This window comes from Sphingobacterium sp. SGR-19, assembly GCF_011043555.1.
Lineage (GTDB): Bacteria > Bacteroidota > Bacteroidia > Sphingobacteriales > Sphingobacteriaceae > Sphingobacterium.
Genome location: NZ_JAAKGS010000002.1, coordinates 527,086 through 550,082, shown reverse-complemented (window position 1 = coordinate 550,082; position 22,997 = coordinate 527,086). Strand labels below are relative to the sequence as shown.

The 22,997-nt window shown below is 41.7% G+C and carries 21 protein-coding genes and 2 tRNA genes; 16 read left to right on the top strand and 7 right to left on the bottom strand.

The features are described from left to right. Positions 1-5: 5 nt before the first annotated feature. The 6 genes from G5B43_RS05995 to G5B43_RS05970 all read left to right on the top strand — a co-directional run bounded on the left by G5B43_RS05995 (position 6) and on the right by G5B43_RS05970 (position 4,828). Complete coding sequence (locus tag G5B43_RS05995) at positions 6-959, top strand: transketolase family protein (protein ID WP_165293801.1); 954 nt, start codon at positions 6-8, stop codon at positions 957-959. A 13-nt stretch (positions 960-972) separates the two neighbouring features. Further along, the gene (locus G5B43_RS05990; RefSeq protein WP_165293800.1) at positions 973-1,518 is read left to right on the top strand and encodes an RNA polymerase sigma factor; all 546 of its coding nucleotides are present in this window, start codon (positions 973-975) and stop codon (positions 1,516-1,518) included. 35 nt (positions 1,519-1,553) lie between these two features. Then, entirely contained in the window at positions 1,554-2,336 is a 783-nt protein-coding gene (locus G5B43_RS05985) for a hypothetical protein (RefSeq protein WP_165293799.1), read from the top strand. Continuing rightward, positions 2,336-2,788 carry a hypothetical protein gene (locus tag G5B43_RS05980; protein ID WP_165293798.1) on the top strand — a complete coding sequence of 151 codons (453 nt, stop codon included), beginning with the start codon at positions 2,336-2,338 and terminating at the stop codon, positions 2,786-2,788. Before G5B43_RS05985 ends, G5B43_RS05980 begins: the two co-directional genes overlap by 1 nt. A gap of 64 nt (positions 2,789-2,852) precedes the next feature. Continuing rightward, entirely contained in the window at positions 2,853-4,040 is a 1,188-nt protein-coding gene (locus G5B43_RS05975; RefSeq protein WP_165293797.1) for an aspartate aminotransferase family protein, read from the top strand. Positions 4,041-4,075: 35 nt separating this feature from the next. Then, positions 4,076-4,828: an SGNH/GDSL hydrolase family protein gene (locus G5B43_RS05970; RefSeq protein ID WP_165293796.1), complete on the top strand. Its 753-nt coding sequence runs from the start codon at positions 4,076-4,078 to the stop codon at positions 4,826-4,828. 29 nt (positions 4,829-4,857) lie between these two features. Here G5B43_RS05970 and G5B43_RS05965 read toward each other — a convergent pair whose 3' ends face one another. The 3 genes from G5B43_RS05965 to G5B43_RS05955 are packed head-to-tail and all read right to left on the bottom strand — an operon-like array spanning position 4,858 to position 10,896. Next, entirely contained in the window at positions 4,858-6,759 is a 1,902-nt protein-coding gene (locus G5B43_RS05965) for an ATP-dependent DNA helicase RecQ (protein WP_165293795.1), read from the bottom strand. Then, on the bottom strand, positions 6,749-8,848 hold the full coding sequence (locus G5B43_RS05960; protein WP_165293794.1) for a ComEC/Rec2 family competence protein: 2,100 nt from the start codon (positions 8,846-8,848) through the stop codon (positions 6,749-6,751). Before G5B43_RS05960 ends, G5B43_RS05965 begins: the two co-directional genes overlap by 11 nt. After that, positions 8,842-10,896: a ComEA family DNA-binding protein gene (locus G5B43_RS05955; RefSeq protein ID WP_165293793.1), complete on the bottom strand. Its 2,055-nt coding sequence runs from the start codon at positions 10,894-10,896 to the stop codon at positions 8,842-8,844. The genes G5B43_RS05960 and G5B43_RS05955 overlap by 7 nt, the downstream gene beginning before the upstream one ends. Before the next feature lie 342 nt (positions 10,897-11,238). Here G5B43_RS05955 and G5B43_RS05950 point away from each other — a divergent pair. Together G5B43_RS05950 and G5B43_RS05945 are read left to right on the top strand one after the other, a co-directional pair. Then, a tRNA-Met gene (locus G5B43_RS05950) sits at positions 11,239-11,311 on the top strand. 42 nt (positions 11,312-11,353) lie between these two features. Then, positions 11,354-11,426: transfer RNA gene (locus G5B43_RS05945), tRNA-Met, on the top strand. Between the two features lie 161 nt (positions 11,427-11,587). Here the strand turns inward: G5B43_RS05945 and G5B43_RS05940 are convergent. Next, the gene (locus G5B43_RS05940) at positions 11,588-12,544 is read right to left on the bottom strand and encodes a ribose-phosphate pyrophosphokinase (RefSeq protein ID WP_165293792.1); all 957 of its coding nucleotides are present in this window, start codon (positions 12,542-12,544) and stop codon (positions 11,588-11,590) included. A 391-nt stretch (positions 12,545-12,935) separates the two neighbouring features. Between G5B43_RS05940 and G5B43_RS05935 the strand changes: the two genes are divergently transcribed. Together G5B43_RS05935 and pth are read left to right on the top strand one after the other, a co-directional pair. Next, on the top strand, positions 12,936-13,532 hold the full coding sequence (locus G5B43_RS05935) for a 50S ribosomal protein L25/general stress protein Ctc (protein WP_165293791.1): 597 nt from the start codon (positions 12,936-12,938) through the stop codon (positions 13,530-13,532). An 85-nt stretch (positions 13,533-13,617) separates the two neighbouring features. Beyond that, positions 13,618-14,181, top strand: coding sequence for an aminoacyl-tRNA hydrolase (gene pth / locus G5B43_RS05930; RefSeq protein WP_165293790.1), 564 nt, complete (start codon positions 13,618-13,620; stop codon positions 14,179-14,181). Between the two features lie 47 nt (positions 14,182-14,228). Here pth and G5B43_RS05925 read toward each other — a convergent pair whose 3' ends face one another. Together G5B43_RS05925 and G5B43_RS05920 are read right to left on the bottom strand one after the other, a co-directional pair. Next, positions 14,229-15,584 carry a M56 family metallopeptidase gene (locus G5B43_RS05925; RefSeq protein WP_165293789.1) on the bottom strand — a complete coding sequence of 452 codons (1,356 nt, stop codon included), beginning with the start codon at positions 15,582-15,584 and terminating at the stop codon, positions 14,229-14,231. Between the two features lie 3 nt (positions 15,585-15,587). After that, complete coding sequence (locus G5B43_RS05920) at positions 15,588-15,950, bottom strand: BlaI/MecI/CopY family transcriptional regulator (RefSeq protein ID WP_165293788.1); 363 nt, start codon at positions 15,948-15,950, stop codon at positions 15,588-15,590. 187 nt (positions 15,951-16,137) lie between these two features. Here G5B43_RS05920 and G5B43_RS05915 point away from each other — a divergent pair, with 187 nt between their 5' ends. Continuing rightward, on the top strand, positions 16,138-17,424 hold the full coding sequence (locus G5B43_RS05915) for a citrate synthase (RefSeq protein ID WP_165293787.1): 1,287 nt from the start codon (positions 16,138-16,140) through the stop codon (positions 17,422-17,424). Positions 17,425-17,462: 38 nt separating this feature from the next. Here the strand turns inward: G5B43_RS05915 and G5B43_RS05910 are convergent, their stop codons facing one another. Then, positions 17,463-18,239 (bottom strand): META domain-containing protein, encoded by a 777-nt coding sequence (locus tag G5B43_RS05910; RefSeq protein WP_206367254.1) that lies wholly within the window; start codon positions 18,237-18,239, stop codon positions 17,463-17,465. Between the two features lie 217 nt (positions 18,240-18,456). Here G5B43_RS05910 and nuoH point away from each other — a divergent pair, with 217 nt between their 5' ends. From nuoH to G5B43_RS05885, 5 genes are read left to right on the top strand one after another with little or no spacing between them, the layout of a single operon-like run. Then, positions 18,457-19,530: an NADH-quinone oxidoreductase subunit NuoH gene (gene nuoH / locus G5B43_RS05905; protein WP_165293785.1), complete on the top strand. Its 1,074-nt coding sequence runs from the start codon at positions 18,457-18,459 to the stop codon at positions 19,528-19,530. 43 nt (positions 19,531-19,573) lie between these two features. After that, on the top strand, positions 19,574-20,107 hold the full coding sequence (locus G5B43_RS05900) for a 4Fe-4S binding protein (RefSeq protein ID WP_165293784.1): 534 nt from the start codon (positions 19,574-19,576) through the stop codon (positions 20,105-20,107). After that, entirely contained in the window at positions 20,107-20,655 is a 549-nt protein-coding gene (locus G5B43_RS05895; protein ID WP_165293783.1) for an NADH-quinone oxidoreductase subunit J, read from the top strand. Before G5B43_RS05900 ends, G5B43_RS05895 begins: the two co-directional genes overlap by 1 nt. Continuing rightward, entirely contained in the window at positions 20,652-20,957 is a 306-nt protein-coding gene (gene nuoK, locus G5B43_RS05890; protein WP_165293782.1) for an NADH-quinone oxidoreductase subunit NuoK, read from the top strand. The genes G5B43_RS05895 and nuoK overlap by 4 nt, the downstream gene beginning before the upstream one ends. Next, positions 20,958-22,994 (top strand): NADH-quinone oxidoreductase subunit L, encoded by a 2,037-nt coding sequence (locus G5B43_RS05885; protein WP_165293781.1) that lies wholly within the window; start codon positions 20,958-20,960, stop codon positions 22,992-22,994. The last annotated feature ends 3 nt before the right edge of the window (positions 22,995-22,997 follow it).

Here is a 22,997-nt window from a genome sequence, read left to right as displayed (position 1 = left end):
ACATAATGAAAAAATACACATATACAGAATCAAAAGATACTCGTTCTGGCTTCGGCGCAGGTCTATTAGAAGCTGGGAGACAGAATGAAAACGTAGTGGCACTTTGTGCCGATTTGATCGGATCGTTAAAAATGAACGATTTTATCAAAGAGTTTCCCGAGCGCTTTTTCCAAATCGGTATTGCGGAAGCAAATATGATGGGAATCGCGGCTGGCTTGACTATTGGCGGCAAGATTCCATTCACAGGTACATTTGCTAACTTTTCAACGGGTCGTGTATACGACCAGATCAGACAATCCATAGCCTACTCGGATAAAAATGTGAAGATATGTGCTTCACATGCTGGATTAACGTTAGGAGAAGATGGTGCAACACATCAGATACTGGAAGATATTGGATTGATGAAGATGCTCCCTGGGATGACCGTTATTAATCCTTGCGATTTTAACCAGACCAAAGCGGCTACCTTAGCCTTAGTTAATCACGAAGGGCCTGCTTATCTGCGTTTTGGGCGACCGGTTGTGCCTAATTTTACTCCTTCCGATCAGGTCTTTGAAATCGGGAAGGCAGTGATGTTGAATGAAGGTACGGATGTAACGATCATCGCGACAGGTCATCTGGTTTGGGAAGCGATCCAGGCAGGCGAGGAATTAGAGAAGCTGGGCATTAACGCAGAAATCATCAACATTCACACCATCAAACCTTTGGATGAGGAAGCCGTCTTAACGTCTATTACCAAAACAGGTTGCGTGGTTACGGCTGAAGAGCATAACCGTTTAGGCGGCCTGGGCGACAGCGTAGCACAACTATTAGCGACGAAGAAACCAACTCCCCAAGAGTACGTGGCAGTCAACGATAGCTTTGGCGAATCCGGCAAACCAGCTCAGTTGATGGAAAAATATGGACTTAATGCCGCTTCTATTGTTGCAGCAGCAAGAAAAGTAATTACTAGAAAATAGTTGCGGAGAACAAATGGAAGACGCCTTAATTATATCAAAATTTGCTGATGAACGCACACGCGAAGAGGCGTTTGGCTATTTGCTCGAAAAATACCAACAAAAAATATATTGGCATGTGCGCCGGATGGTCATTGACCATGATGATGCGGATGATGTCGTACAGGATATATTCATCAAAGTGTGGCGAAATCTCGAAAAATTCCGAGAAGACTCTCAGCTTTACACTTGGCTGTACCGTATAGCCACGAACGAATGTATCACTTTTCTAAATAGAAAAAAGCAAAAGCAGAACCTGTCGTTGGACGACGACAGTTCTGCTTATCTAGCAGAAACACTAACAGAAGGAAGCTATTTTAACGGTGATCAAGCACAAATGAAACTGCAACAGGCACTTTTAACTCTTCCGGATAAACAACGGTTGGTATTTAATATGAAATATTTCGAGGATCTTAAATATGACGAAATATCGGAGATCCTAGGTACGAGCGTCGGAGCATTAAAAGCCTCTTATCATCTGGCAGTTAAAAAAATAGAGCACTTTTTTACATCACACGATTAAACCCTAACCGGCTTTTCGATTCTAAACAAGTGACTATGAAGGAAGATAATACATATTACGATGGAATGGATGGTTTAAACCTGCCGGGATCATTACGTGTAAATCCCTTTGTGGTACCTGAAAATTATTTTGGTCAACTCTCTTCTTCTGTCCTGTCTCAAGCACGCTTAATGGGTTTTGCAAATGTAGAAAGAACGGGATTCAGCGTACCCGAGGTCTACTTTTCTCAATTAGCAGACAACATACAGCTTCACATAAAAATGGAGCAGTATAAAGAGGCTGTGCATGGAGAATGGAAAGTCCCTGAAGGATACTTTGAAGATTTATCGGATAAGATTCTGTCTCAAACAAGAATAGAAAGCGTTGTAAAGCAAGAAGAGTTCGATGTTCCGATGGGCTATTTTGAAAGTCTGTCTGAGCGCATTCAAACTAACATATTTGAAGATAAACTGAAACAGCAGATATCTGCTGATGGCTTTACAGTTCCAAAAGAAAGACAAAAAACCATCGTGCGTAGACTGAACTTCAACAAGTGGATTCAGTATTTGGCTGCGGCCTGTGTTGTCTTAGTAATTGGAATCGCTTCATACAATAGTATAAACAACGGGAGTGTAAACAATGGGGCTCAAGCGAGTTTCAGCGAATCACATTTGTCTTCTATTCCCGATGACGAGATTATTAATTATCTAAGTGCTTTGAATGATAGTCATGATATTCTTTATATCATGGAGTGTATCAATCATTCCCACGATGCTGAAGGGATCTGTACGCATGTAAAGGAAAATGATATTGAAGACTATTTAAATTACGCGTTATAATGTTACGTTTTAAACATTTATTTGTCACAATCAGTGCAGTTATATTCTGTATACTGTCAGCGGGTGCACAGCCTCGTGATTCCAAACGATTTGCAGCGATTGAGAGTGAAAAGATTGCCTATATCACAAAAGAGCTTAATTTAACGCCCGCTGAAGCACAACGTTTCTTCCCTATTTACAATCAATATAGTAAAGATGTATGGGCTATTCGATCACGGAAAAAAGAAAATTCGCAAACACCTTCTCCGAGGGGAGTGAACTCTTTTAATAGAACAGATAGATCGGAAAAACGAGATGTGCTCTCTTATGATGCCAAAGAGTTGGATATCAAAAAAGAATATAGAAAAAAGTTTGCTGAAGTAATCGGTTCAGCTAGGGCGTCTCAGTTTTTCGAAGTTGAACAGAACTTCAGAGAATTGCTTTATAAGGAACTACAAAGAAGAAACCGTTAGTTCTTCATTCGTGATTCATAGGTCGTAACCGGTTTCGAATCACGAATCTACGAATTATGTAAAAATGATTAGCAATAGAGAACTCTTTCTTAAAAACACTGCCCAAACATCTTCATCCCCCCGTTTATTCGAAATCGTAAAAGCCGAGGGCATCTATCTATACGGCCCTAATGGTGAACGCTATTTAGATCTCGTCTCAGGTTTTAACGTGAGCAATATTGGGCATCGGCATCCAGAAGTATTAGCTGCTATACAACAGCAACTGGAAAAATATCTTCATGTTACCGTATACGGTGAATTTATACAAGCACCACAGGTGCAGTTTGCCACCGAATTACTTGCCACCCTTCCCCCATCATTCGGTTCCGTTTACTTTACGAATAGCGGGGCAGAGGCTGTCGAAGGTTCCATGAAAATCGCCAAGAAGTATACAGAGCGTCGACAGATTATCGCTGCTGAAAAAGCATATCATGGCAGTACACAGGGAGCATTAAGTCTAATCGGCAACCCGGCGTATCAAGAGGCGTATGCTCCACTACTTCCAGAAATAGAATTTATCCAGTTCAATAACTTAAGCAGTTTAGGTATTATCACAAACCAAACCGCAGCGGTTATCGTGGAAGCTATCCAAGGAGAGGCAGGTGTACGCGTTCCATCTACGGAATTTATGCAGGCTCTTCGCAGAAAATGTGACGATACGGGTGCTATTCTTATCTTCGATGAAATACAAACAGGTTTTGGAAGGACGGGAAAAATGTTCGCTTTTGAGCATTTTGGCATTGTACCGGATGTCTTGATGTTAGCGAAGGGTATCGGAGGCGGTATGCCACTCGGCGCATTCGTTGCGCGAAAGGAAATTATGGACGTCATCAAGGACAATCCTATGCTGGGACATATCACCACTTTTGGAGGTCACCCCGTGAGCTGCGCTGCTGCACTGGCCTCCTTGCACGTCATCCAAAATGAAAAACTGCTGGATTCGGTGGAAACAAAAGCAGCGTTGTTCCGCAACGAATTGACCCATCCTAAAATAAAGGAGATTAGGGGGATGGGGTTAATGATGTGTCTGCAATTGGAAACCTTTGAACAAGTATATCAGGTAAGTAGCTTTTGTGCGGAACACGGCGTTATGATCGATTGGTATCTGCATTGTGAAACCGCCTTACGCATAGCCCCACCACTTACCATATCGGAAGTTGAAATAAAACATGCTTGTGAAATAATACGACAAGGTGTTGAAAAATTCGCATGAAAAGCCTAACTTGGTTTTATAAACCTTCATTTTATATGGAAACAAGAAGAAAATTCTTAGCGAAAAGCCTCCTTACCTTAGGAGCTGCCACTATAGGCACTAAAGCGTTATTTGCAGCAGAAAATAATCTAGCAAAAAATGAAAAGTTACGCATACAACAAAATGATGTTATCTTATTTCAAGGTGATTCAATCACCGATGCAGGACGCAAAAGGGATAATTTAAAACCAAACGACACGGGCGCGTTTGGTCATGGCTATGCGATGATGGCCGCCGCTACGCTGCTAAATAAATATGCAGATAAAAACATTCAGGTATATAACCGGGGTATCAGCGGGAATAGAGTACCAGACCTTATCAGCAGATGGGATGCCGACGCTCTTCAACTACGTCCAACGATATTAAGTATACTTATCGGCGTAAACGATTTTTGGCGCACCATCGATAGAGGCGCTCAAAACACGCCCCAACAATATAAACAGCAATATCAACAGTTGTTGGACACGACATTGAAACAGCTGCCCCAAGTTAAATTAATTGTTGGCGAACCATTCGGTGTGAAAGATGTAAAACATGTAACAGACGCCTGGTATCCCGATTTTCTAGGCTATCAACAAGTGGCGAAAGAAATAGCAAAGGAATATAATGCCACATTCCTACCTTATCAGGCCATATTCGACAAAGCGGCAAGCCGCGGCGCCGGCGATTATTGGACAACAGATGGTGTACATACTTCCCTTGCGGGAGCAAATCTAATGGCGGAAGCTTGGTTAAGTTTGATCAAATAATAATTTTTAGGGTAGGTTTTATTCCTGCCCTAAAAATCGCTATTCCAATAATACAAACCATCCCGCAAAACAATCTGCTCTTGATCCAGAAGCAATCGAATAACGTGTAACTTCGTATCATCGTCGCCAAGCGTTAATTCATCAACAAGATGCTTCACATCTTTTTCGCCCACCAATAAGACGGTCTTTATTTCCTCCTGCAATTTTTCCCGTATATCTTCACGATGTTGACGCACCAGACATAAATCACAAATTCCACAAAACGTTTCCTCTTTTTCTCCAAAATAGGTTTGCAATGCGATGCTTCGGCAGTCTTTCGTATCGAGAAAAGTATAAATAGCTTTTATCTGTTGTTCCTTAATATTCTTTCTTTCCTCGATAAAGGATGTATCAATAAAGAGGTGCTTATAATCTACACGCGCTTGCAGAAATTCTAGTTGTGGAGCATCTGTCTTAGGAAGATAGGAAGCTATTTCCAATTGTTGGAGTCCTCGCAACATATCCACTACAGTATCATACGAAACCTTAAGCTTTTTCGCTAGTTCATATTCGTTCAACGTGATATAAAAATCGAATGCGCCACCTGTCGCACGCAAAATTAATTTTATGAGCGGATCATATTTCGCAGATTGCACCTGAAATTTATAAAGCTCTTGATAGTCTATTTCAAACTTAAACCGCGAAGGAATAAAAACAGCTTCAGATACAGCAATCCATCCATCTCTTTCCAAAAACTTCAAAGCACTCCATGTTGGGAGAACATCTATTTTATAGCGTTTGCAGAAATCGACGACGTCAAAATCAAAGAAAAGTCCTTTCCCTGCACCGTAAGCGATCTGGAAGTAATTTCCCAGATGATGATAAACCTGTTGAATAAACGGTATTGGTGGAAAACCAGCTATAAAATTATCCCACAATTTTTCGCGATCCGCCTGTTGATACATCAGAACTGGAAAAGCCTTTTTTCCGTCTCGACCCGCCCGGCCCGCTTCTTGGTAATACGCCTCCAATGAATCGGGAATATCCAGGTGCAGTACAAACCGCACATCCGGCTTATCGATTCCCATCCCAAAAGCATTGGTCGCTACAATGACACGCACCCGATTTTCCATCCAGCTGTCCTGCTTTTGTGAACGCGTTTGTGCGTCAAGTCCAGCATGATAAAAATCCGCAGGCACGCCGTGGTTGATTAAATATTGTGCCACTTCTTGCGTTTCGCGGCGATTACGGACATAGATCACCCCCGATCCTCCAATCTTGTGAATCATTCGCAACATGCGTCCCATCTTGTCTTCCTCGGCCAATACCATATACGCTAAATTTTCCCTTCGAAAACTTTTTTGATATACTTGACCTTCTACGAAACGTAATTTATCTTGAATGTCATCAACGACACGAGGTGTCGCTGTAGCCGTCAATGCCAAAAAAGGTGTGCTTGGATGAATCTCCCTCAACTTCGCCAGTTCCAAATAAGCGGGACGAAAATCATACCCCCATTGCGAAATACAGTGTGCTTCGTCAATAGCAAAAAGACTCACCTTCATATAGCGTATCCGCTCCTTCACCAGATCACTATACAGACGCTCCGGCGCAAGATAAAGAAACTTCACCCGTCCATACACACAATTATCCAATGCAATATCCACTTCCCTACGCGACATACCAGAAAAGATAGCGACCGCTTCGACACCTTTTTTTCGTAGGTTCTGGACCTGATCTTTCATCAATGCGATAAGCGGACTGACCACAATGCATATACCCGCCGACTGAAGTGCCGGCACTTGAAAACAAATAGATTTTCCTCCACCTGTAGGCATTAACGCCAAGGTATCGTTACCTTGTAGCACCGCGTTGATAACATCCTGCTGCAGCGGCCGAAAGGCTTTATATCCCCAATACTGTTCTAGTATGTCCAGACTTTTATTTTCCATGCTTCTTATTCCAAACATAAGCAAAATTATTTTTCAACACGTAATAGGATAACCCCAAAGCATCTGCATTTTTTATCATCTCTGGCAAAATACTCGCCCTGTTCGACCCGTCTAATATCAAAAGTTTAATATTGCTGAAATCCTTATGCTCAAGGGTATCGTAAGGAGACATGTTACGCCATAATAAAATATCACATGCCACAGGCTTCTTTTCTATCCTGCTCTCCACAACACCTAACGTACCCATAGCTGTATGGATCTTCATATGTTGCCCTCTTTTTAACTCGGGTAACTGGTGAAAGGCTATATCCCCTGTTCGTACATAATGATGAAGATCCGGCAGAACCTGTGTCATCAATCGTGGATGCTGTAGACTATCCAGCGTGGAGATAACGGAAACTTTACCGCAATTGATCACGGCAATAGCAACCTCACGACCCACGTTGTATATTTTTATACCTTGATAGGAAGTATATCTGATCGAGGTTACGACAGTAGAAAACACCAGTATTCCTAGGGAAACGAGTGTACACCACAAAAATGGCTTGCTCAATCCATACCAGGTGATAAGTACAAAAACGATGACCGATAGAAACAAAAAGAGTTGCCACGTTGACAGGTCAATGCCTTGCGTCGTAGCAAAGGGTAAGCTCTCAATCGCTTTAAGCCCACCCAAGAGAAAGCGGCTCAAATGAGATAACCCTATTCCTAGATAGTTATTGACAGCTAGAAAAGGACATACCGCCAATACGATACCACCATACATCAACACAGTAGCCGGTACCGTTACAAATAGGTTCCCGAGTAAAAAATAATTCGGAAACTGATGGAAGTAATACAACGCAAAAGGGGTTGTAAAAAGCTGAGCACTGGACGAGACCAATACAGCTTGCCATATGATACGTATCCACCTGTTCTTTATTGGAAAGGCTCTATTCAGCAGCGGATAGAGTGTAAATAATCCTAAAACAGCCAAATAGGACAGTTGAAAGCCCATGTCAAAGATCATAAAGGGATCAAGTAAAAGTAGACAACATGCAGATGCAAAAAGCGAATTAAGTTTTTGGTTGGATCGTTGACTCCATCCCGCTACCAAAAGAAAAGAAATCATCACCCCTGCGCGCAAAATAGACGGTGCCATTCCGGTCAATAAAACATAACCCCAGATAGAAATAAGGATCAGTACAAATCGAATAGGCCTGCCATGAGGGAACCGATTTAAAAAACCCAATAAAAAATTCAGCAGAAAAAATACCATACCCACGTGCAATCCCGACACACTCAAAACATGCACCGTTCCTGTATTGATAAAAGCGGCTAATATCTCCGCCTGAAAATTGGCACGATGGCCTAGAATGAGTGCCGAGCATACCTCCAGCGCTTCTCTGTCTATTATAAATTGCTCGAATTTGCGGACAAAATATTGGCGCACGGCCAACGCACGTGCTACCATATTATTCCCCTCCCCACTTCCTATCAGCCGGACATCCGCAGGTTGTATATAGGCTTGATGATAGATGTTTTTATGCGCCAGATATCGTTTATAATCGAACTGCTTTGGATTATGAGGCGCGCGTACTTCCGTTACTTCATTACGAAAGAACAGCTTGTCGCCGTAAGATAATGTTAAATCAGACACATTCTTTTTCCGAACAATAGTCAACATGATTTGTCCTGTTGCAGGACTTACTTTTTCACCGTATACAATATGGCGAATTTCTAAGGGAAAGCGGATACTTCCCTCGCGATATACGGGTTCATCAATCACTACTCCTATCAAATATTCGGCTTCCTTGTCAACAAAATGTCGTGATTGATGCGCAGGGAGGGCCCGTCCTATCCAAACAATACCCAACAAGAACAACTGGGTGTAAAACAACCACGGAAAGAAAACACGCCTCCATCGTCGACTATATATCTCGATCCCTATTAAAAGCAGAAGTATAGCTATAATACATCCGATAACAACCTGAAAAAGCCATGTTGGTAATGCTATGTAATAGCCACAAACAATACCTATTCCGAAGAATAGAAAAAACCTGGCAGATGGCACCTTTCGCACCGCCAGATAACAAGCTTGCCCTACCATTGATATCGGAATTGAATTTTAATCTCCGACCGGCGCGGACCTTCGCTTTGATCCAATCCAGAACCTACCGTTTCCACATCCAAATAATGATTTTGGCTATAACGGAGCCAGAAATCTGTTTTGCGACCTATACGATAGCGCAGATTGATATACGAACGGCCACCCTTGCCATTATACATGGGGAACGCACTCGCATATAACACATCATTTTCGTACGCATACAGCCTAGCATTGTACGAGTCGGTAGCAAACAGAGCCAAGCGTAAATTTGCCTGCAGGGGCAGACGGGCAGGTTTCCAGAAGACATCTTGATAAGCTAGCCATCCAAAATCGATTGTGCCGTCCTTTTCATATCGTACACCCTCTGCCCTTGTCCGGATTTCCCACTTATTAGACAGTTTATACTGAAAAGCCAAACGCAGCTGATCTTTCAATACATCCACAACTTCCCTGTCCGGCGGCCTTTCGCTATTGTTTTGTTGTTTTAGCCGATGGCGGTAGCGCAGGGAAACCCGTCCTATCTTATACCAAGTATACGTAAATTGAGATAGAACGTCCATTCCGGTACTGGGTTCGTCCACGCGATAACGTAACCATGGAAAGCGGAACACATCAATATAACTTACCCATTCTATTTTTCTATGGGGATGAAACATAAATCCAGTGTAGATCCCCTCTTCGTTGGTCACCGCGCTTCCCTCTCCTAGTGCTTGTGCAAAAACAGCATGGTAGTTCCGTTGATAATTCCGATAGTTAACAAACGTTGATGCTTTCGGATGCACACTAGCGATTAAGCCATTTAGCGTTGCCCAACCCCGCCCATACGCATGAGCCGTTTCACCAAACAGATATATATTTCGAAACGTGTACTGGTAGTTAACACCCATATTGACCAACCGGTCGCCTTCAAAAGAATAGGCGTGTCGTGGTGAGCCATCGTGCACAATAGTACCGTCATATCCCGTGTAAACACCTACAGCACCTACCTTCAAGCGTTTATAACGATAAGTTACATCAATTCCGGCAACACGTTGGGTTATAGCACGGCGATTACGGAGCTCATTGGGTGTACGATGTAATCCGGATGTCGAAATGGAGCTGATGATATAACTATTGTCTTCTGTTATGGAACGGTTCCCCGATAATTTTCGCCAGGAAACAAAAGGCGTAATTTCCCAATTATCAATAGATAACCGCGTGGCGAAACCGGAAAGATAGTTATGCTCATTCATCGATGTATAACTTCGTAATCCTGCTCCCTGCCTCGCACTGCTTGTAATCATTGCTCCTTTGCCAAAACTCAGACCATTCCACATGACTAGCCCCTGCCCCACTTGCAATGCAAAGTTCCCTAGCGCCAATTCTTTAAATATACTGACATCTTTCACATATAGGCTAACGCCGTAATGGTCAAAACCATAGCGTTGCTTGTCTTGAAAGAAAGGCTCTCCGGCATCTTTTTCCATATTGACCGCCAAGCGTAAGCGATTGCGGAAATTGAAACGATAACGGAGCATATAACGGTTTGCATCCCCCAAATAACGCGATCGCGTGCTGTCCGTAATAAGGTAACCACGCTGTTCCTGGAATACGGTACCATAACGCAACATCAACTGCTGCTCACTATCGTTATAGAGCTTCCGCCAAGTTAATCCCTCAAGCGTGGACGTAGAAGAGACAGTGATAAAAGGATTTAACCGTTCGATAGTCGGTAGATCAAAATGAGCAATCCCCTGCAGTTCAAGCACAGAAAGAAACTTCCCTGTCTGTTCGCGGTGTGCTAATAGGCTAGCAATCTGCAAGGGCGATAGAAATAAGAGCCTGGCCAATTCCTGTTCGTCTGTTTTATTTAAATCAATTGGCCGTGTATGGTAGTAACGCAGAAGCTCAAGGAATTCATCGACGTCGATTTCTTCATCCAGTTCTTCCACAAGTTGTTCTACAATTTGCTCTACAACCGAGTTTTCGCTCCATGTTTGGCTTTTTACCAGCGTACTATACCCCAGCAAAACAGCAGTTGCTAAGATAAATACAGCGGTAGAACGCATAATCTTTGAGCATTTAAGATAAACAGATCGGACTCATGTGTACATACACCCCAATGGGCTGTGTTGTCCGCCGGACTATCCGGCAGTAAAAACCTCTTTTTACGCGTCAAAGCACTACTTTTCCACTCACAAGGAGAGGATAAATAAAACTGCTGAACGGATAAATAGAGATTTACAACGGTTAGTGGTAATCTTCTTTTCATCACAATTCATTATAATTGATAAATTGAAAGTACAGAATATTAGCTCATTATCCAATTTTCTTTGTCAATCTTTTCAAAAAAGCCAATTTCGTTTTGGTTTTAGCTTAAAAAAACGCTATCTTTGTGTCACCAAAAAAATTGCGGGGTGGAGCAGTTGGTAGCTCGTCGGGCTCATAACCCGAAGGTCATCAGTTCGAGTCTGGTCCCCGCTACTAATAAAGGAGCAAAGCGCGAGGCTGAGCAAAAGGAAATATTGCGGGGTGGAGCAGTTGGTAGCTCGTCGGGCTCATAACCCGAAGGTCATCAGTTCGAGTCTGGTCCCCGCTACTACGTAAAAGCGCTTAGTATTTTTCTAGGCGCTTTTTTTATTGCCTGAATTTGTCAACATAAAATGAAGGTTTAAAAGGAAGCAAAAAAAGTCGTCACCTCTAAGGTTAAAAAGGCTGCCTCATCGGAGAGGCAGCCTTTTTATAAAACAACATTATTTATTATTTAATATCAAACAGATCAGAAATAGACCCGTGTTCATTTACATTTTTTATCGCCCCGGCAAATAAATCAGCGGTAGATAAAACTTTAATTTTACTACAGCTTCTTTGCTTTTCCGGATTTAACTGAATGGTATCTGTGACGATCATTTCAGTTAACACCGAATTCTCGATTGTATCATAAGCTTTTCCGGATAAGACCGCATGTGTACATACCGCTCTTACCGAACGGGCACCATTTTCCATTATCAACGCTGCCGCTTTAGACAATGTACCGGCCGTATCACATATATCGTCTATCAAAACGACGTCTTGATCCTTCACCTCTCCGATAATCGACATGGACTCGATCTCATTAGCGCGTTTACGACGTTTGTCACAAATGATAACCTCCGCATTGAAGAATTTAGCAAATGTCCGGGCACGGTACGAACCACCCATGTCTGGAGATGCAATGGTCAGATTAGGCAAGTTCAACGATTTGATATACGGTACAAATATAATAGATCCATCTAGGTGATCCACCGGAATATCAAAGAACCCTTGAATCTGTGCAGCATGCAAATCCATGGTCATAATTCGATGTGCACCCGCTGCCATAATGAGGTTTGCGATTAATTTTGCACCGATAGCTACACGCGGTTTATCTTTCCTATCCTGACGAGCATAACCAAGATAAGGAACAACTACCGTGATATAATGAGCAGAAGCACGCTTTGCCGCATCTATCATCAATAAAAGCTCTAAAAGATTGTCGTTTGGTTGGTTGGTGGATTGGATCAGGAACACGTCGCTTCCGCGCACTGACTCGTTATAAAAAGGCTGAATTTCTCCGTCGCTAAACTTGGATAAGGTCATGTCACCAAGGGGTTTTCCATAAGATGTGGAGATTTTTTCTGCTAATTCCACTGTTCCCGACCCTGCGAACAGCTTCACCGTATTAAATTGCAAAGGCATTTCTTATGCGTGTTTTATGTATGTTGGATTTATTAATATTTCCAATTCGAAGAAAGCAAAATCAAAAAGTTGTCCGACCTGGATTCGAACCAGGACTAAATGAACCAAAATCATTTGTACTACCCTTATACTATCGGACAAACTCCAAGATTAACTTAGTTTTGCCACAAAGTTAGCCAAATGTTTCTTAAAACAAAACGCTAAATTGCTATCTATCATAGTCGATAGACTTTAAATTTCCGGGAAACATAACCGTTTAGATGGCTGGAAATAAAATTTGCTTATCAAAAAAAATACTGTATTTTTGCACCTCAAATATAGATATATAAGATGAAACCGGCCCCGTATATCGGGGGAGCTCTCATCAACAATTAAAAAAACAAATTATCAGATGAAATCAATTGCTATTAGCGGTTCTGTTAGACAGAACGTAGGGAAAAGAGATGCAAAAGAATTGCGTTACGAAGGAAAGATTCCTGCAGTTCTTTATGGTGGCAAAGAACAAACCCACCTTGCTGTATCCGCAGCTGATTTGAAACCTGTTCTTTATACTGCTGATGTGGTATTTGTAGAATTGGATATCAACGGCAAAAAAACACGTGCTATTGTTCAAGATGCACAATTTCACCCACTTACCGACTTGGTGACACACGTGGATTTCTTGGAATTGTTTGATGACAAACAAGTTTCTGTAAACATTCCTATCAAATTAACGGGGGATTCTCCAGGTGTTAAAATGGGGGGAAAACTTGTTCAGAAACTGCGTAGCCTTCGTGTGAAAGCGTTACCGAATGACCTTCCTCAAGAAATCGAGGTTCCTATGGAATCGTTAGAGGTTGGTAAATCTTATCGCGTAGGACAGGTATCGTTGGAAAATGCCAAAGTTCTTAACAATGCAGACGATACGATAGTTTCTGTAGTAATGTCTCGTGCGTTGCGTCAAGCAGAGCAAGAAGCAGCGAAAGCAGCAAAAGGCTCTAAGAAATAATACGAGGTATTTAGACAAATAAAAAAGCATCGCATATGCGATGCTTTTTTATTTGTATGTAACACGAATCCCTATCTTTGCATCCATGAACTATTTAATTGTCGGGCTGGGCAACATCGGAAAGGAATACGCTGATACACGCCATAACATCGGGTTTATGGCGGTGGATGAAGCAGCAAACCAAGCAGGGTCAACCTGGTCGCTGATGAAACTTGCCTACTATACAGAATTTAAACTTAAAGGCAGAAACGTATACATGATTAAGCCCACTACTTTTATGAATTTAAGCGGAAAGGCTGTAAACTATTGGATGCAGGAGCTGAAAGTTCCGATACAAAATGTATTGGTTGTGGTGGATGATTTAGCTATTCCATTTGGTTCTCTACGAATCAAGCCGAAGGGTTCCGCTGCTGGTCACAATGGGCTGCGCTCCATAGAGGCTACCTGTGGCGGACAAAACTATCCTCGTTTACGTTTCGGTATTGGCGACAATTTTCCTAAAGGAAGGCAAGTAGATTATGTATTGAGTCCTTTTGATGCCAACGAGCAAAAGGAATTGCCTGCACTCATTGACCATGCTGTGAAGATGATACAGAGTTTTGTCCACATTGGCGTCGAATTGACGATGACGAATCTGAATACAAAGTAGGGATAAATCCCCGATGAGTCCATCAGGGATTTACTCAACATATTATCTTATTTCTTTGTTGTGATAATAATAACACCATATTTCCCTTTATCTCCATAGCGTTCTGTTGCAGTTTTATCTTTAAGAACATCAATAGATTCTATTTCATTAGGATCCAAGGCGTCCATGCTTTCTTTTCCCTCTTGCATCACTCCATCTATCACATATAAAGCTTTAGCACTCTGCTCTTGTTGTCGGTCACGCTCCTCCTTTGAATATGCTGAAATAACGCCATCCTTATCATTATAGTCCGCATATCGTACCTTTAAAGCACCTTTCGAAGAAAACATCATTCCGTACAATTCTGAATCGTCTATCTGAAAAAAATCATCTTTAGACAATACCTTCCTATCGTATAGGTATAAATAGTCCTGCGTTTGATCAATTTCCGACTTACTTTTCAAAAATTTCGCTTCAAATGGTGGTGTCTTCGTCGTATCTGGTCGGGTAGTTATATCAAGCTGTTTTTCCCTAACCACTTCCACCGTTTCCGTAATTTTTTCATCAGCCTTGCTAATGGTAAACGCTCCTGCCGAAAAGATAACGATCGGTAGCAGAAAAGCATATTTACTCAATTCGAGTTTCGACGATTTTTTCTTGTTCATCATCATAATGCGCTTTTTTAAAAATTTAAAATTAAACTGGCTGCTTACCCCCAACGAAGCACCTTGCTTCGATACGTTCAGCAACGAATACTGGTAGGTTTGCCGGTCCACGCCCTTATTCAGCACTTGTTGATCAGTCAAGTATTCCAAATTTTGACGTACCGCTCTGCGCATGAGCCATACGAAGGGATTATACCAACAAACTATCAGTAAGATCTCAAACATTAGAATATCCAAGCTGTGAAGGCCTTTCACATGAATATCCTCATGTTCAAAAATATCATGAAGTTCCGGTTCCTCATGTTGCTCCTTATGAAGATAAATCTTGTTCAGAAAAGAGAACGGAACAATAGGAAATAATACGTTTTGATACCAGTACGTTTTCCATATAGTCTTTCGCGAGTAGATATGGATACGCAATAAACTCAATAACTGCAAGCATAGTCGCACAGCAAACCATAATCCGACAACTGCAATGCAACTATATATTACGTTTTCCAACGTATAAATAGATTTTGCGACTTGCTTCGCATAAAAATCCGGCAAATACCCCATCCACTCGCCTACCGGTTCTACATGTTTACGAAATAAAGATTTGATATCCCAAAAGGGGTAGACGAAGGAGAAAACAGCTCCAATAAGGAAAAAACCTCTATTCAAACGATAGAAGGTCAGTCTTTTCAATAAGCCATAATATCCTAAATATATTATGGCTAGTAAGATATTCACTTGAATAATATAGGCGAGCAAGGAATACATAAGCTACGATTTATTTTTCTTTATCATATCCATAATTTCCTTTAATTCTGCTGCGGAAAGCTTCTCTTCTTTCACAAAAAAAGAAACCATTTCTTTATAGGAATTCTTAAAATAATCCCCTATGAATCCGTGCATGAACTTCCCTTTATATTCTTTTTCCGAAATAATGGGATCATAGCGCTTTGCATTGGCGTACTTAACCGCTTTTACGTATCCTTTACGCTCCAGATTCCTTATCGTCGACGCCAATGTAGTATAGGGAGGCTTCTCCCCTTTTAAATTATCCAGTATCTCCTTTACAAATCCGCCGCCTAATTGCCAAATGGATAACATCGCTTCTTCTTCTTGAATAGTTAACTTTTCCATAACCAAAAATACTAATCTTTCACAATATTACGAAACTTTCGTAAAAGAAAAAAATATTTTCAAAAAAAAGAAAAAGAGATTAAAACGAATCATGACAATTCTTTGTCATTTAAATTGCAACGGTATTAGAATTTATCACCGATTTTTATACATTTGTAGAAAGTAGATTATTTTAGATTAATAACATATGTCGGATAAAGCAACAATAAATTTAGGCGGAAAATCTTATGAATTGCCAGTTATTATTGGTACTGAAAACGAAAAAGCAATAGATATCTCCAAATTACGAGATCAATCAGGATATATCACATTAGATCCGGGATTTAAAAATACTGGAGCTACCAAAAGTGCTGTTACCTTTTTAGATGGTGAGCAAGGTATATTACACTATCGTGGGTATCCCATCGAGCAATTAGCAGAAAAGTCGACATTTCTGGAAGTGGCTTACCTACTCATATATGGTAAGCTTCCTACCAAAGAGGTATTAGAAAATTTTCGTTCCGATATCAGAAAGCAAATGATGATCCACGAAGACATGAAAAACTTCTTCGTTGGCTTTCCTTCCAAATCGCACCCAATGGGGCAGTTATCCTGTTTGGTAGGTGCATTATCTGCCTTCTATCCAGAATCTTTAAATCCGAATGCTACGGAGGAAGAAGATAACAAGACCATAATCAATCTTCTGGCAAAGATGCCGACCATCGTATCCTGGATACAAAAGAAATCATTGGGCCAACCGGTGGTATATCCTAAAAACAACTACGGTTACATTGAAAACTTCCTGAATATGATTTTCGGAGAAGTGACCGGTGAAACTACTTTCGACCCGGTTGTTATTAGTGCGATGCATAAGTTATTGATTTTGCATGCAGACCACGAGCAAAACTGCTCGACATCTACAGTTCGCATTGTCGGTTCTTCCAATGCTAATTTATATGCTTCCATATCAGCGGGCATCAACGCGTTGTGGGGTCCATTACATGGCGGAGCAAATCAAGCAGTTATCGAAATGTTGGAAGCTATCAAAAATGATGGCGGTGATGCCGAGAAATACTTGGCGAAAGCGAAAGACAAAAATGATCCTTTCCGATTGATGGGATTTGGCCATCGTGTATACAAGAATTTCGATCCCCGCGCCAAAATCATCAAGAAAGCTTGTGATGATATTTTAGAAAAACTGGGCGTACAAGATCCTGTTTTAGATATTGCCAAAAAACTCGAAGAAGCTGCGTTGAATGATCAATACTTCATCGATAGAAAACTATATCCAAACGTCGATTTCTATTCAGGTATTATTTATCGCGCTCTAGGGTTTGAATCGGATATGTTCACGGTATTGTTTGCTTTGGGTCGTCTTCCGGGTTGGATTGCGCAATGGAAAGAGATGCGTGATAATAAAGAACCTATCGGACGTCCACGTCAAGTGTATGTCGGCGAGGCAAAACGAGATTATGTCGGTTTCGACAAGCGATAGAAAAAAGGCACGATTTAAAAAAAAATCGTGCCTTTTTTCTATTTCTGTTGCCAGCGCATTACCACCATATCATCCATAATCATGGTCAACGTGGAATCCCGCACGTCGAATGAAGTCACGCGCTCCAAGTTTTTAAAGAATACTTGTTCACCATTTCCTGGACAAGCCATTTTGGTCGACATCATTGGGCCAAATGAAATAGTGTGACCGTCCATATTCACCGAACCTGAAAAATTATTACAGCTGCTGTTACCGCTTACTTTCTTTTCCGCAACGTTAAATGTAATAGTTGGCTTCCGACCCGAATATAGCTCATCAAAGTTAATTTCATGCTCCAGGATATAATCTAATTCCCATGTACCTGCCAGCTTATCCGACTGATCAACAACCAGTGCAAATTTCGCCAATGCTTCTCCATCTTTTCCCTTTGATAAACGCATCGTATTTTCATTCACTGCATAGGTATCCACTTCGTCAAATAATGTACGTAGACCGTTTTCAATGCTCATATCGGCACAAGCCATCATCGTAGACATCCCGCGAGAGAATGTAATACCATTGTTTTTCTCCAGCGTGTATTCGCCTCCAATACCATTACATCCCCCACTAGCACTATAACGGTCACTTTTTTCTTCAAGTTTTAAAAATGGCATCTTACCGTTGACCTTAGCCGCAACAGGTTTACCATGGAGCTCCACCAACTGCCATTTTTTTCCGACCAAATCGGATACACCATTATTTGACGATTTTCGGACGGCACAACTTGCCAACAGCATCACCAAAAGGCCTAAATAAACAAAGTTGATTTTTTTCATCTGCATAATTTTTCTATATTAAACACCTTTACAAACGAAAGGTTTAAGCGTCACGCTACATATTAGACAGTTGGATTATTGGCAAAAGTATAACGCTATAGATATCAACATGAAAAATAAACTCTACTATTTTAGTATATTTTCTTCAAATATTATGGCGTTTTGCTACGATTTGTGTATGTTTGCATCCAATTAAGAACTATTCTAAAAAGGCAAATTGGTCGATCTCATTGTCCATATCATTGTACCTGTCGCAATCTTTGCTTTCATTGCGGGGTTTACGCTTTTTGCTGTTTACGCAGAGCGTAAAATCGCCGGTTTTGTACAAGATCGCTTAGGCCCTATGGAAACAGGAAAATACGGTCTTATCCAAACGTTAGCGGACATTTTGAAATTATTACAGAAAGAGTTTATTACGCCATCTGCGGCAGATAAGGTTTTGTTTACACTTGCCCCTATCGTGATATTTGTCGCCGTATTCATAGGTTTCAGTGTCGTGCCGTGGGCGCCGGGTTTCATACCTGCAAATACCAATACCGGACTTTTTTTCATCATAGCTATCGTAGCGATCGACGCCATTGGCATTTTAATGGCGGGCTGGGGCTCCAACAACAAATATTCGTTATTAGGATCTATCCGCGCTATTGCACAGATGGTATCCTATGAACTGCCGGTAGGCTTGTCGCTGATCGCAGCGGTTATGATTACACAGACATTAAATCTCAACGACATCGCATACCTGCAAGGCGTTGCATCGCCAGAGCAGATTTATTTTATGGGATTTTGGAATGTAACCGATATTGGAGGCATTTTCGCGTGGCACATTTTCCAAGCGCCCCACCTCCTCATCGTTTACGCTATTTTCTTCATCGCTTCGCTTGCCGAGTGTAATCGCGCTCCATTTGATATCCCCGAAGCCGAATCGGAACTTATCGGTGGATTTCACACTGAATATGGTGGAATCAAATTCGCCTTTTTATTCCTTGCCGAATATGCGATGATGTTTCTAGTTGCTATCTTGGGAGTCGTCGTTTTCTTAGGAGGATGGAACAGCCCATTGCCCAATATTGGCAGTTTGCGTCTTGCCGACTGGACAACAGGTTTAGGTTGGGGAATTACATGGACATTAATGAAATCGCTGACCATTGTCGGTATACAGATGTGGGTCCGTTGGACCTTGCCCCGTTTTCGGGCTGACCAGCTGATGACCTTATGTTGGAAAGTTTTAATCCCTTTAGCATTTGTTTGTCTCGCTATATCGGGATTATGGAGAATATTGGTTATGTTGTAAACGTAAGATAACTTTGGTATTAAAAACAACCATACAAGGATTTATGACTGCCGTTAAAGGTTTATTTTTAACGGTCAGGCACTTGTTTGGCGCACGCAAATCACGTAGTACGTTCGACATTCGCGACGAAAACTACTTTAAGCAGCAGCAAGGTGTTACCACGGTACAGTATCCAAAGGAAAAGATGCCTATTCCGGAAGTCGCACGTTATCAATTGCAGGTCGATATTGAAGACTGTATCGTCTGTGATCTATGCGCAAAGGCGTGTCCAGTAGATTGTATAGACATCCAATCCATCAAATCGGTAGGCGTCATCGGAAAAACATCGGATGGCAGTGTCAAACGGTTATATCCGGAGAAGTTTGATATCGACATGGCAAAATGCATGTACTGTGGGTTATGTACCGTGGTATGCCCTACCGAATGTATTACCATGACTGATCAATACGACCGCAGCACATCAAAACTGACCGATCTGATCTATGGTTTTTCCGATATGACGGACGAAGAGATAGCGAAACGAAAAGAAGAGTGGACACGATTTCAAGCTGATAAGGAGGCGGCTAAGAAAAAATAATGATGATCGAGTCCTTATTATTCTACGCTTTCGCCAGCATGGCTATCGTTTCTGCCCTTTTATTAGTCAATATACGCAATACTGCTCGTGCGCTATTCTTGCTTTTCATCGTGCTTTTTGCGATGGCTGGACTTTACCTTTTCGCTCTGGCGGACTTTATCGCTATCACACAGATTTTGGTGTATGTCGGTGGAGTGCTGATCCTGTTGATATTTGCTTTCATGCTGTCCAACAAAGAATTGCTTAACGACCTACAATCTACATCCAAGCGGTTTATCTCATTACCTAATTGGCAGGCATTGGCTCTAGCCGTGGCTTTTCTGGGCGTTATGGTATACAGCTATATCAGCTGGTCGCAGCATATGCCACAATGGATTACGCAATCTGAAGCCAAAGGAACGGTTATTTTACCTACGGACAATAATATAAAAGTATTGGGGTTCAAATTTATGACCCAGTATGTTTTACCTTTTGAAATCATATCCGTTTTCCTCATGATGGCACTTATGGGAGCTGCACACTTATCACGAAAGGAGAATAACGAATGATAACCCTTACCCATTTTTTGGTTGTTAGTGCATGTATTTTTTGTATCGGTTTGTACGCAGTGCTTGCTAAACGCAACACCATTATGATATTGGTTGGCATTGAACTAATGATCAATGCCGCGATATTGAATTTTGTAGCATTCGGAAAATACGATAAGGTAAATTATGGCGGCCAGGTTTTCGCTTTGTTCGCCATCGTTCTTGCCGCAGCAGCCGTTGCTGTGGGCCTGGCAATTATCTTAAATGTATACCGCCATTTTAAAACCATCAATCCCGAAAACATCCACGAATTGAAAGATTAAGTGAACACTTTTTTCCACATATCACCCGTTACCGCCAGCATTCTCGTGATGTTGTTTCCCTTATTGGCATTCATTACACAAGCCTTATTGGGTAAAAAAGCAATTTCGGGCAATATTTCATTAATCGCTATTTTAGCGAGTACTATAATAAGCCTGTTCGGTGTGTTTTTGCCTATATGGAATGAAACCACTGTTTTACAAAAATGGGAGTGGTTCACCATTGGACAGCATACACTTCATGTGGGCATACTCGTCAATAATCTCACCGCATTGATGCAACTGATCGTTTGTATTATCGCGCTACCTGTACATATCTATTCCCGCGCCTATATGAAAGGCGATAGCGGTATACACCGTTATTGGATGTACCTAAGCCTGTTCTGCTTTGCCATGTTGGGTCTCACCGTATCTCTCAATCTGCTACAACTATATATTTTTTGGGAACTGGTGGGGTTTGCTTCCTACTTATTGATAGGGTTTTGGTTTACCAAAGAGACTGCTGCGCAGGCCAACAAGAAAGCATTTCTGATCAATAGAATAGGGGACATTGGCTTTCTCGTTGGGATAGCTTTAGTTTATGCACATTGTGGCACTTTAGATCTATCGGCTTTATTTGGGCAGACAGGAACATTCTTTACGGGAGTCGATATGGGCATCATCCCAACTCTAGATAAAAACGTCCTTTGGGTTACCTTCGCTGGGCTTGCATTTTTTCTGGGTGCTATGGCAAAATCGGCACAGTTTCCATTGCATGTATGGCTACCCGATGCGATGGAGGGACCTACTTCGGTATCATCTCTAATCCATGCCGCTACGATGGTCGCCGCAGGTGTGTTCTTGCTATGTACTGTTTTCCCACTTTTCAACGAAACGGTTCTCTTGGTCATCACTATCATTGGTACAATTACTGCGCTGTCCGCTGCTCTCTTTGCTTTGGGGCAATATGACATTAAAAAAGTACTCGCTTTTTCAACGATTTCCCAATTAGGCTTCATGATGGTGGGTGTTGGCATCGGCGCTTGGGATGCTGCCATGTTCCACCTTACCACACACGCGTTTTTTAAATGTTTATTGTTCTTGTGTGCAGGAGCAATCATACATGAAATGGCCCATTTGAAAACAAAGGCAGAATTGGACTTCGATCCGCAGGATTTACGTAATATGGGCGGCTTACGGCGTTTCATGCCCAAGACCTTCATCTGTATGGTGGTCGCTTCGTTATCTCTTGCTGGATTCCCATTCACTTCGGGTTATCTCTCCAAAGATAGCATCGTGATTACCGCATATGAATGGGCAAACCACCTTGGCGGTGTGTATGTATTGATTCCAGTGGTATTGATTATCGTTAGTTTACTGACGGCATTCTACATCGGTCGGATTATCTTCAAGGCGTTTTTCGGTTCTTTTAAATACCGTACTTATATTAAAGCTGGTTTTACGTTGCATGAAGCTCCGAAGGCCATGCTTATACCGATGTTTTTCCTTGCAGCAGGTAGCTTATTCCCCTTCTTTGGTCCGTCGCCGGTAGATTATCATCGTTCTTGGATTATGCTGACATTGGATACGGACTCCATCTCTCCTAGCTTGGCACAAGCCCATTTATTCATTCCCGCCCTTTTAACGGCCGGAGCAGTTTTGGTGTGGCTTATCGGATGGAGTTGGTATGTAAAACAAAAATATCCTTTATCTGAAAACAATGTCTTGGTGCGCTTCGCCAATAAGCAGGGATATCTGAACGAATTTAACGAACGCATATTCGTAACAGGAACTTTAGAACTTAGCCGAATATTATATGCTTTCGATCGTCACGTGGTGGACGGGTTCACTAGGCTTTTTTCCTGGTTTGTACGTCGGCTTTCAGTTGTTGTTTATTGGTTTGACAAACATATCGTCGACGGGCTGGTCAATTTGTTTGCCCATGTGACATATTATATTGGTCATCTTGTCCGGCATATTCAAAACGGACAGTTACAGGCGTATTTGGGCTTTGCATTGACCGTTGTTGTTTTGGGAATACTTTATCTGATAATTAAATAGAAA

Coding starts and splice junctions, on each gene's coding strand:
- G5B43_RS05940 (WP_165293792.1), bottom strand. CDS start 12,544: ATGCCTTTGCAATTTAATACGGTGAAGCTGTTCGCAGGGTCGGGAACA.
- G5B43_RS05900 (WP_165293784.1), top strand. CDS start 19,574: ATGACTGCCGTTAAAGGTTTATTTTTAACGGTCAGGCACTTGTTTGGC.
- nuoK (WP_165293782.1), top strand. CDS start 20,652: ATGATAACCCTTACCCATTTTTTGGTTGTTAGTGCATGTATTTTTTGT.
- G5B43_RS05975 (WP_165293797.1), top strand. CDS start 2,853: ATGATTAGCAATAGAGAACTCTTTCTTAAAAACACTGCCCAAACATCT.
- G5B43_RS05935 (WP_165293791.1), top strand. CDS start 12,936: ATGAAATCAATTGCTATTAGCGGTTCTGTTAGACAGAACGTAGGGAAA.
- G5B43_RS05990 (WP_165293800.1), top strand. CDS start 973: ATGGAAGACGCCTTAATTATATCAAAATTTGCTGATGAACGCACACGC.
- pth (WP_165293790.1), top strand. CDS start 13,618: ATGAACTATTTAATTGTCGGGCTGGGCAACATCGGAAAGGAATACGCT.
- G5B43_RS05895 (WP_165293783.1), top strand. CDS start 20,107: ATGATGATCGAGTCCTTATTATTCTACGCTTTCGCCAGCATGGCTATC.
- G5B43_RS05915 (WP_165293787.1), top strand. CDS start 16,138: ATGTCGGATAAAGCAACAATAAATTTAGGCGGAAAATCTTATGAATTG.
- G5B43_RS05965 (WP_165293795.1), bottom strand. CDS start 6,759: ATGGAAAATAAAAGTCTGGACATACTAGAACAGTATTGGGGATATAAA.
- G5B43_RS05970 (WP_165293796.1), top strand. CDS start 4,076: ATGGAAACAAGAAGAAAATTCTTAGCGAAAAGCCTCCTTACCTTAGGA.
- G5B43_RS05910 (WP_206367254.1), bottom strand. CDS start 18,239: ATGAAAAAAATCAACTTTGTTTATTTAGGCCTTTTGGTGATGCTGTTG.
- G5B43_RS05960 (WP_165293794.1), bottom strand. CDS start 8,848: ATGGTAGGGCAAGCTTGTTATCTGGCGGTGCGAAAGGTGCCATCTGCC.
- G5B43_RS05925 (WP_165293789.1), bottom strand. CDS start 15,584: ATGTATTCCTTGCTCGCCTATATTATTCAAGTGAATATCTTACTAGCC.
- G5B43_RS05995 (WP_165293801.1), top strand. CDS start 6: ATGAAAAAATACACATATACAGAATCAAAAGATACTCGTTCTGGCTTC.
- G5B43_RS05920 (WP_165293788.1), bottom strand. CDS start 15,950: ATGGAAAAGTTAACTATTCAAGAAGAAGAAGCGATGTTATCCATTTGG.
- G5B43_RS05985 (WP_165293799.1), top strand. CDS start 1,554: ATGAAGGAAGATAATACATATTACGATGGAATGGATGGTTTAAACCTG.
- G5B43_RS05955 (WP_165293793.1), bottom strand. CDS start 10,896: ATGCGTTCTACCGCTGTATTTATCTTAGCAACTGCTGTTTTGCTGGGG.
- G5B43_RS05980 (WP_165293798.1), top strand. CDS start 2,336: ATGTTACGTTTTAAACATTTATTTGTCACAATCAGTGCAGTTATATTC.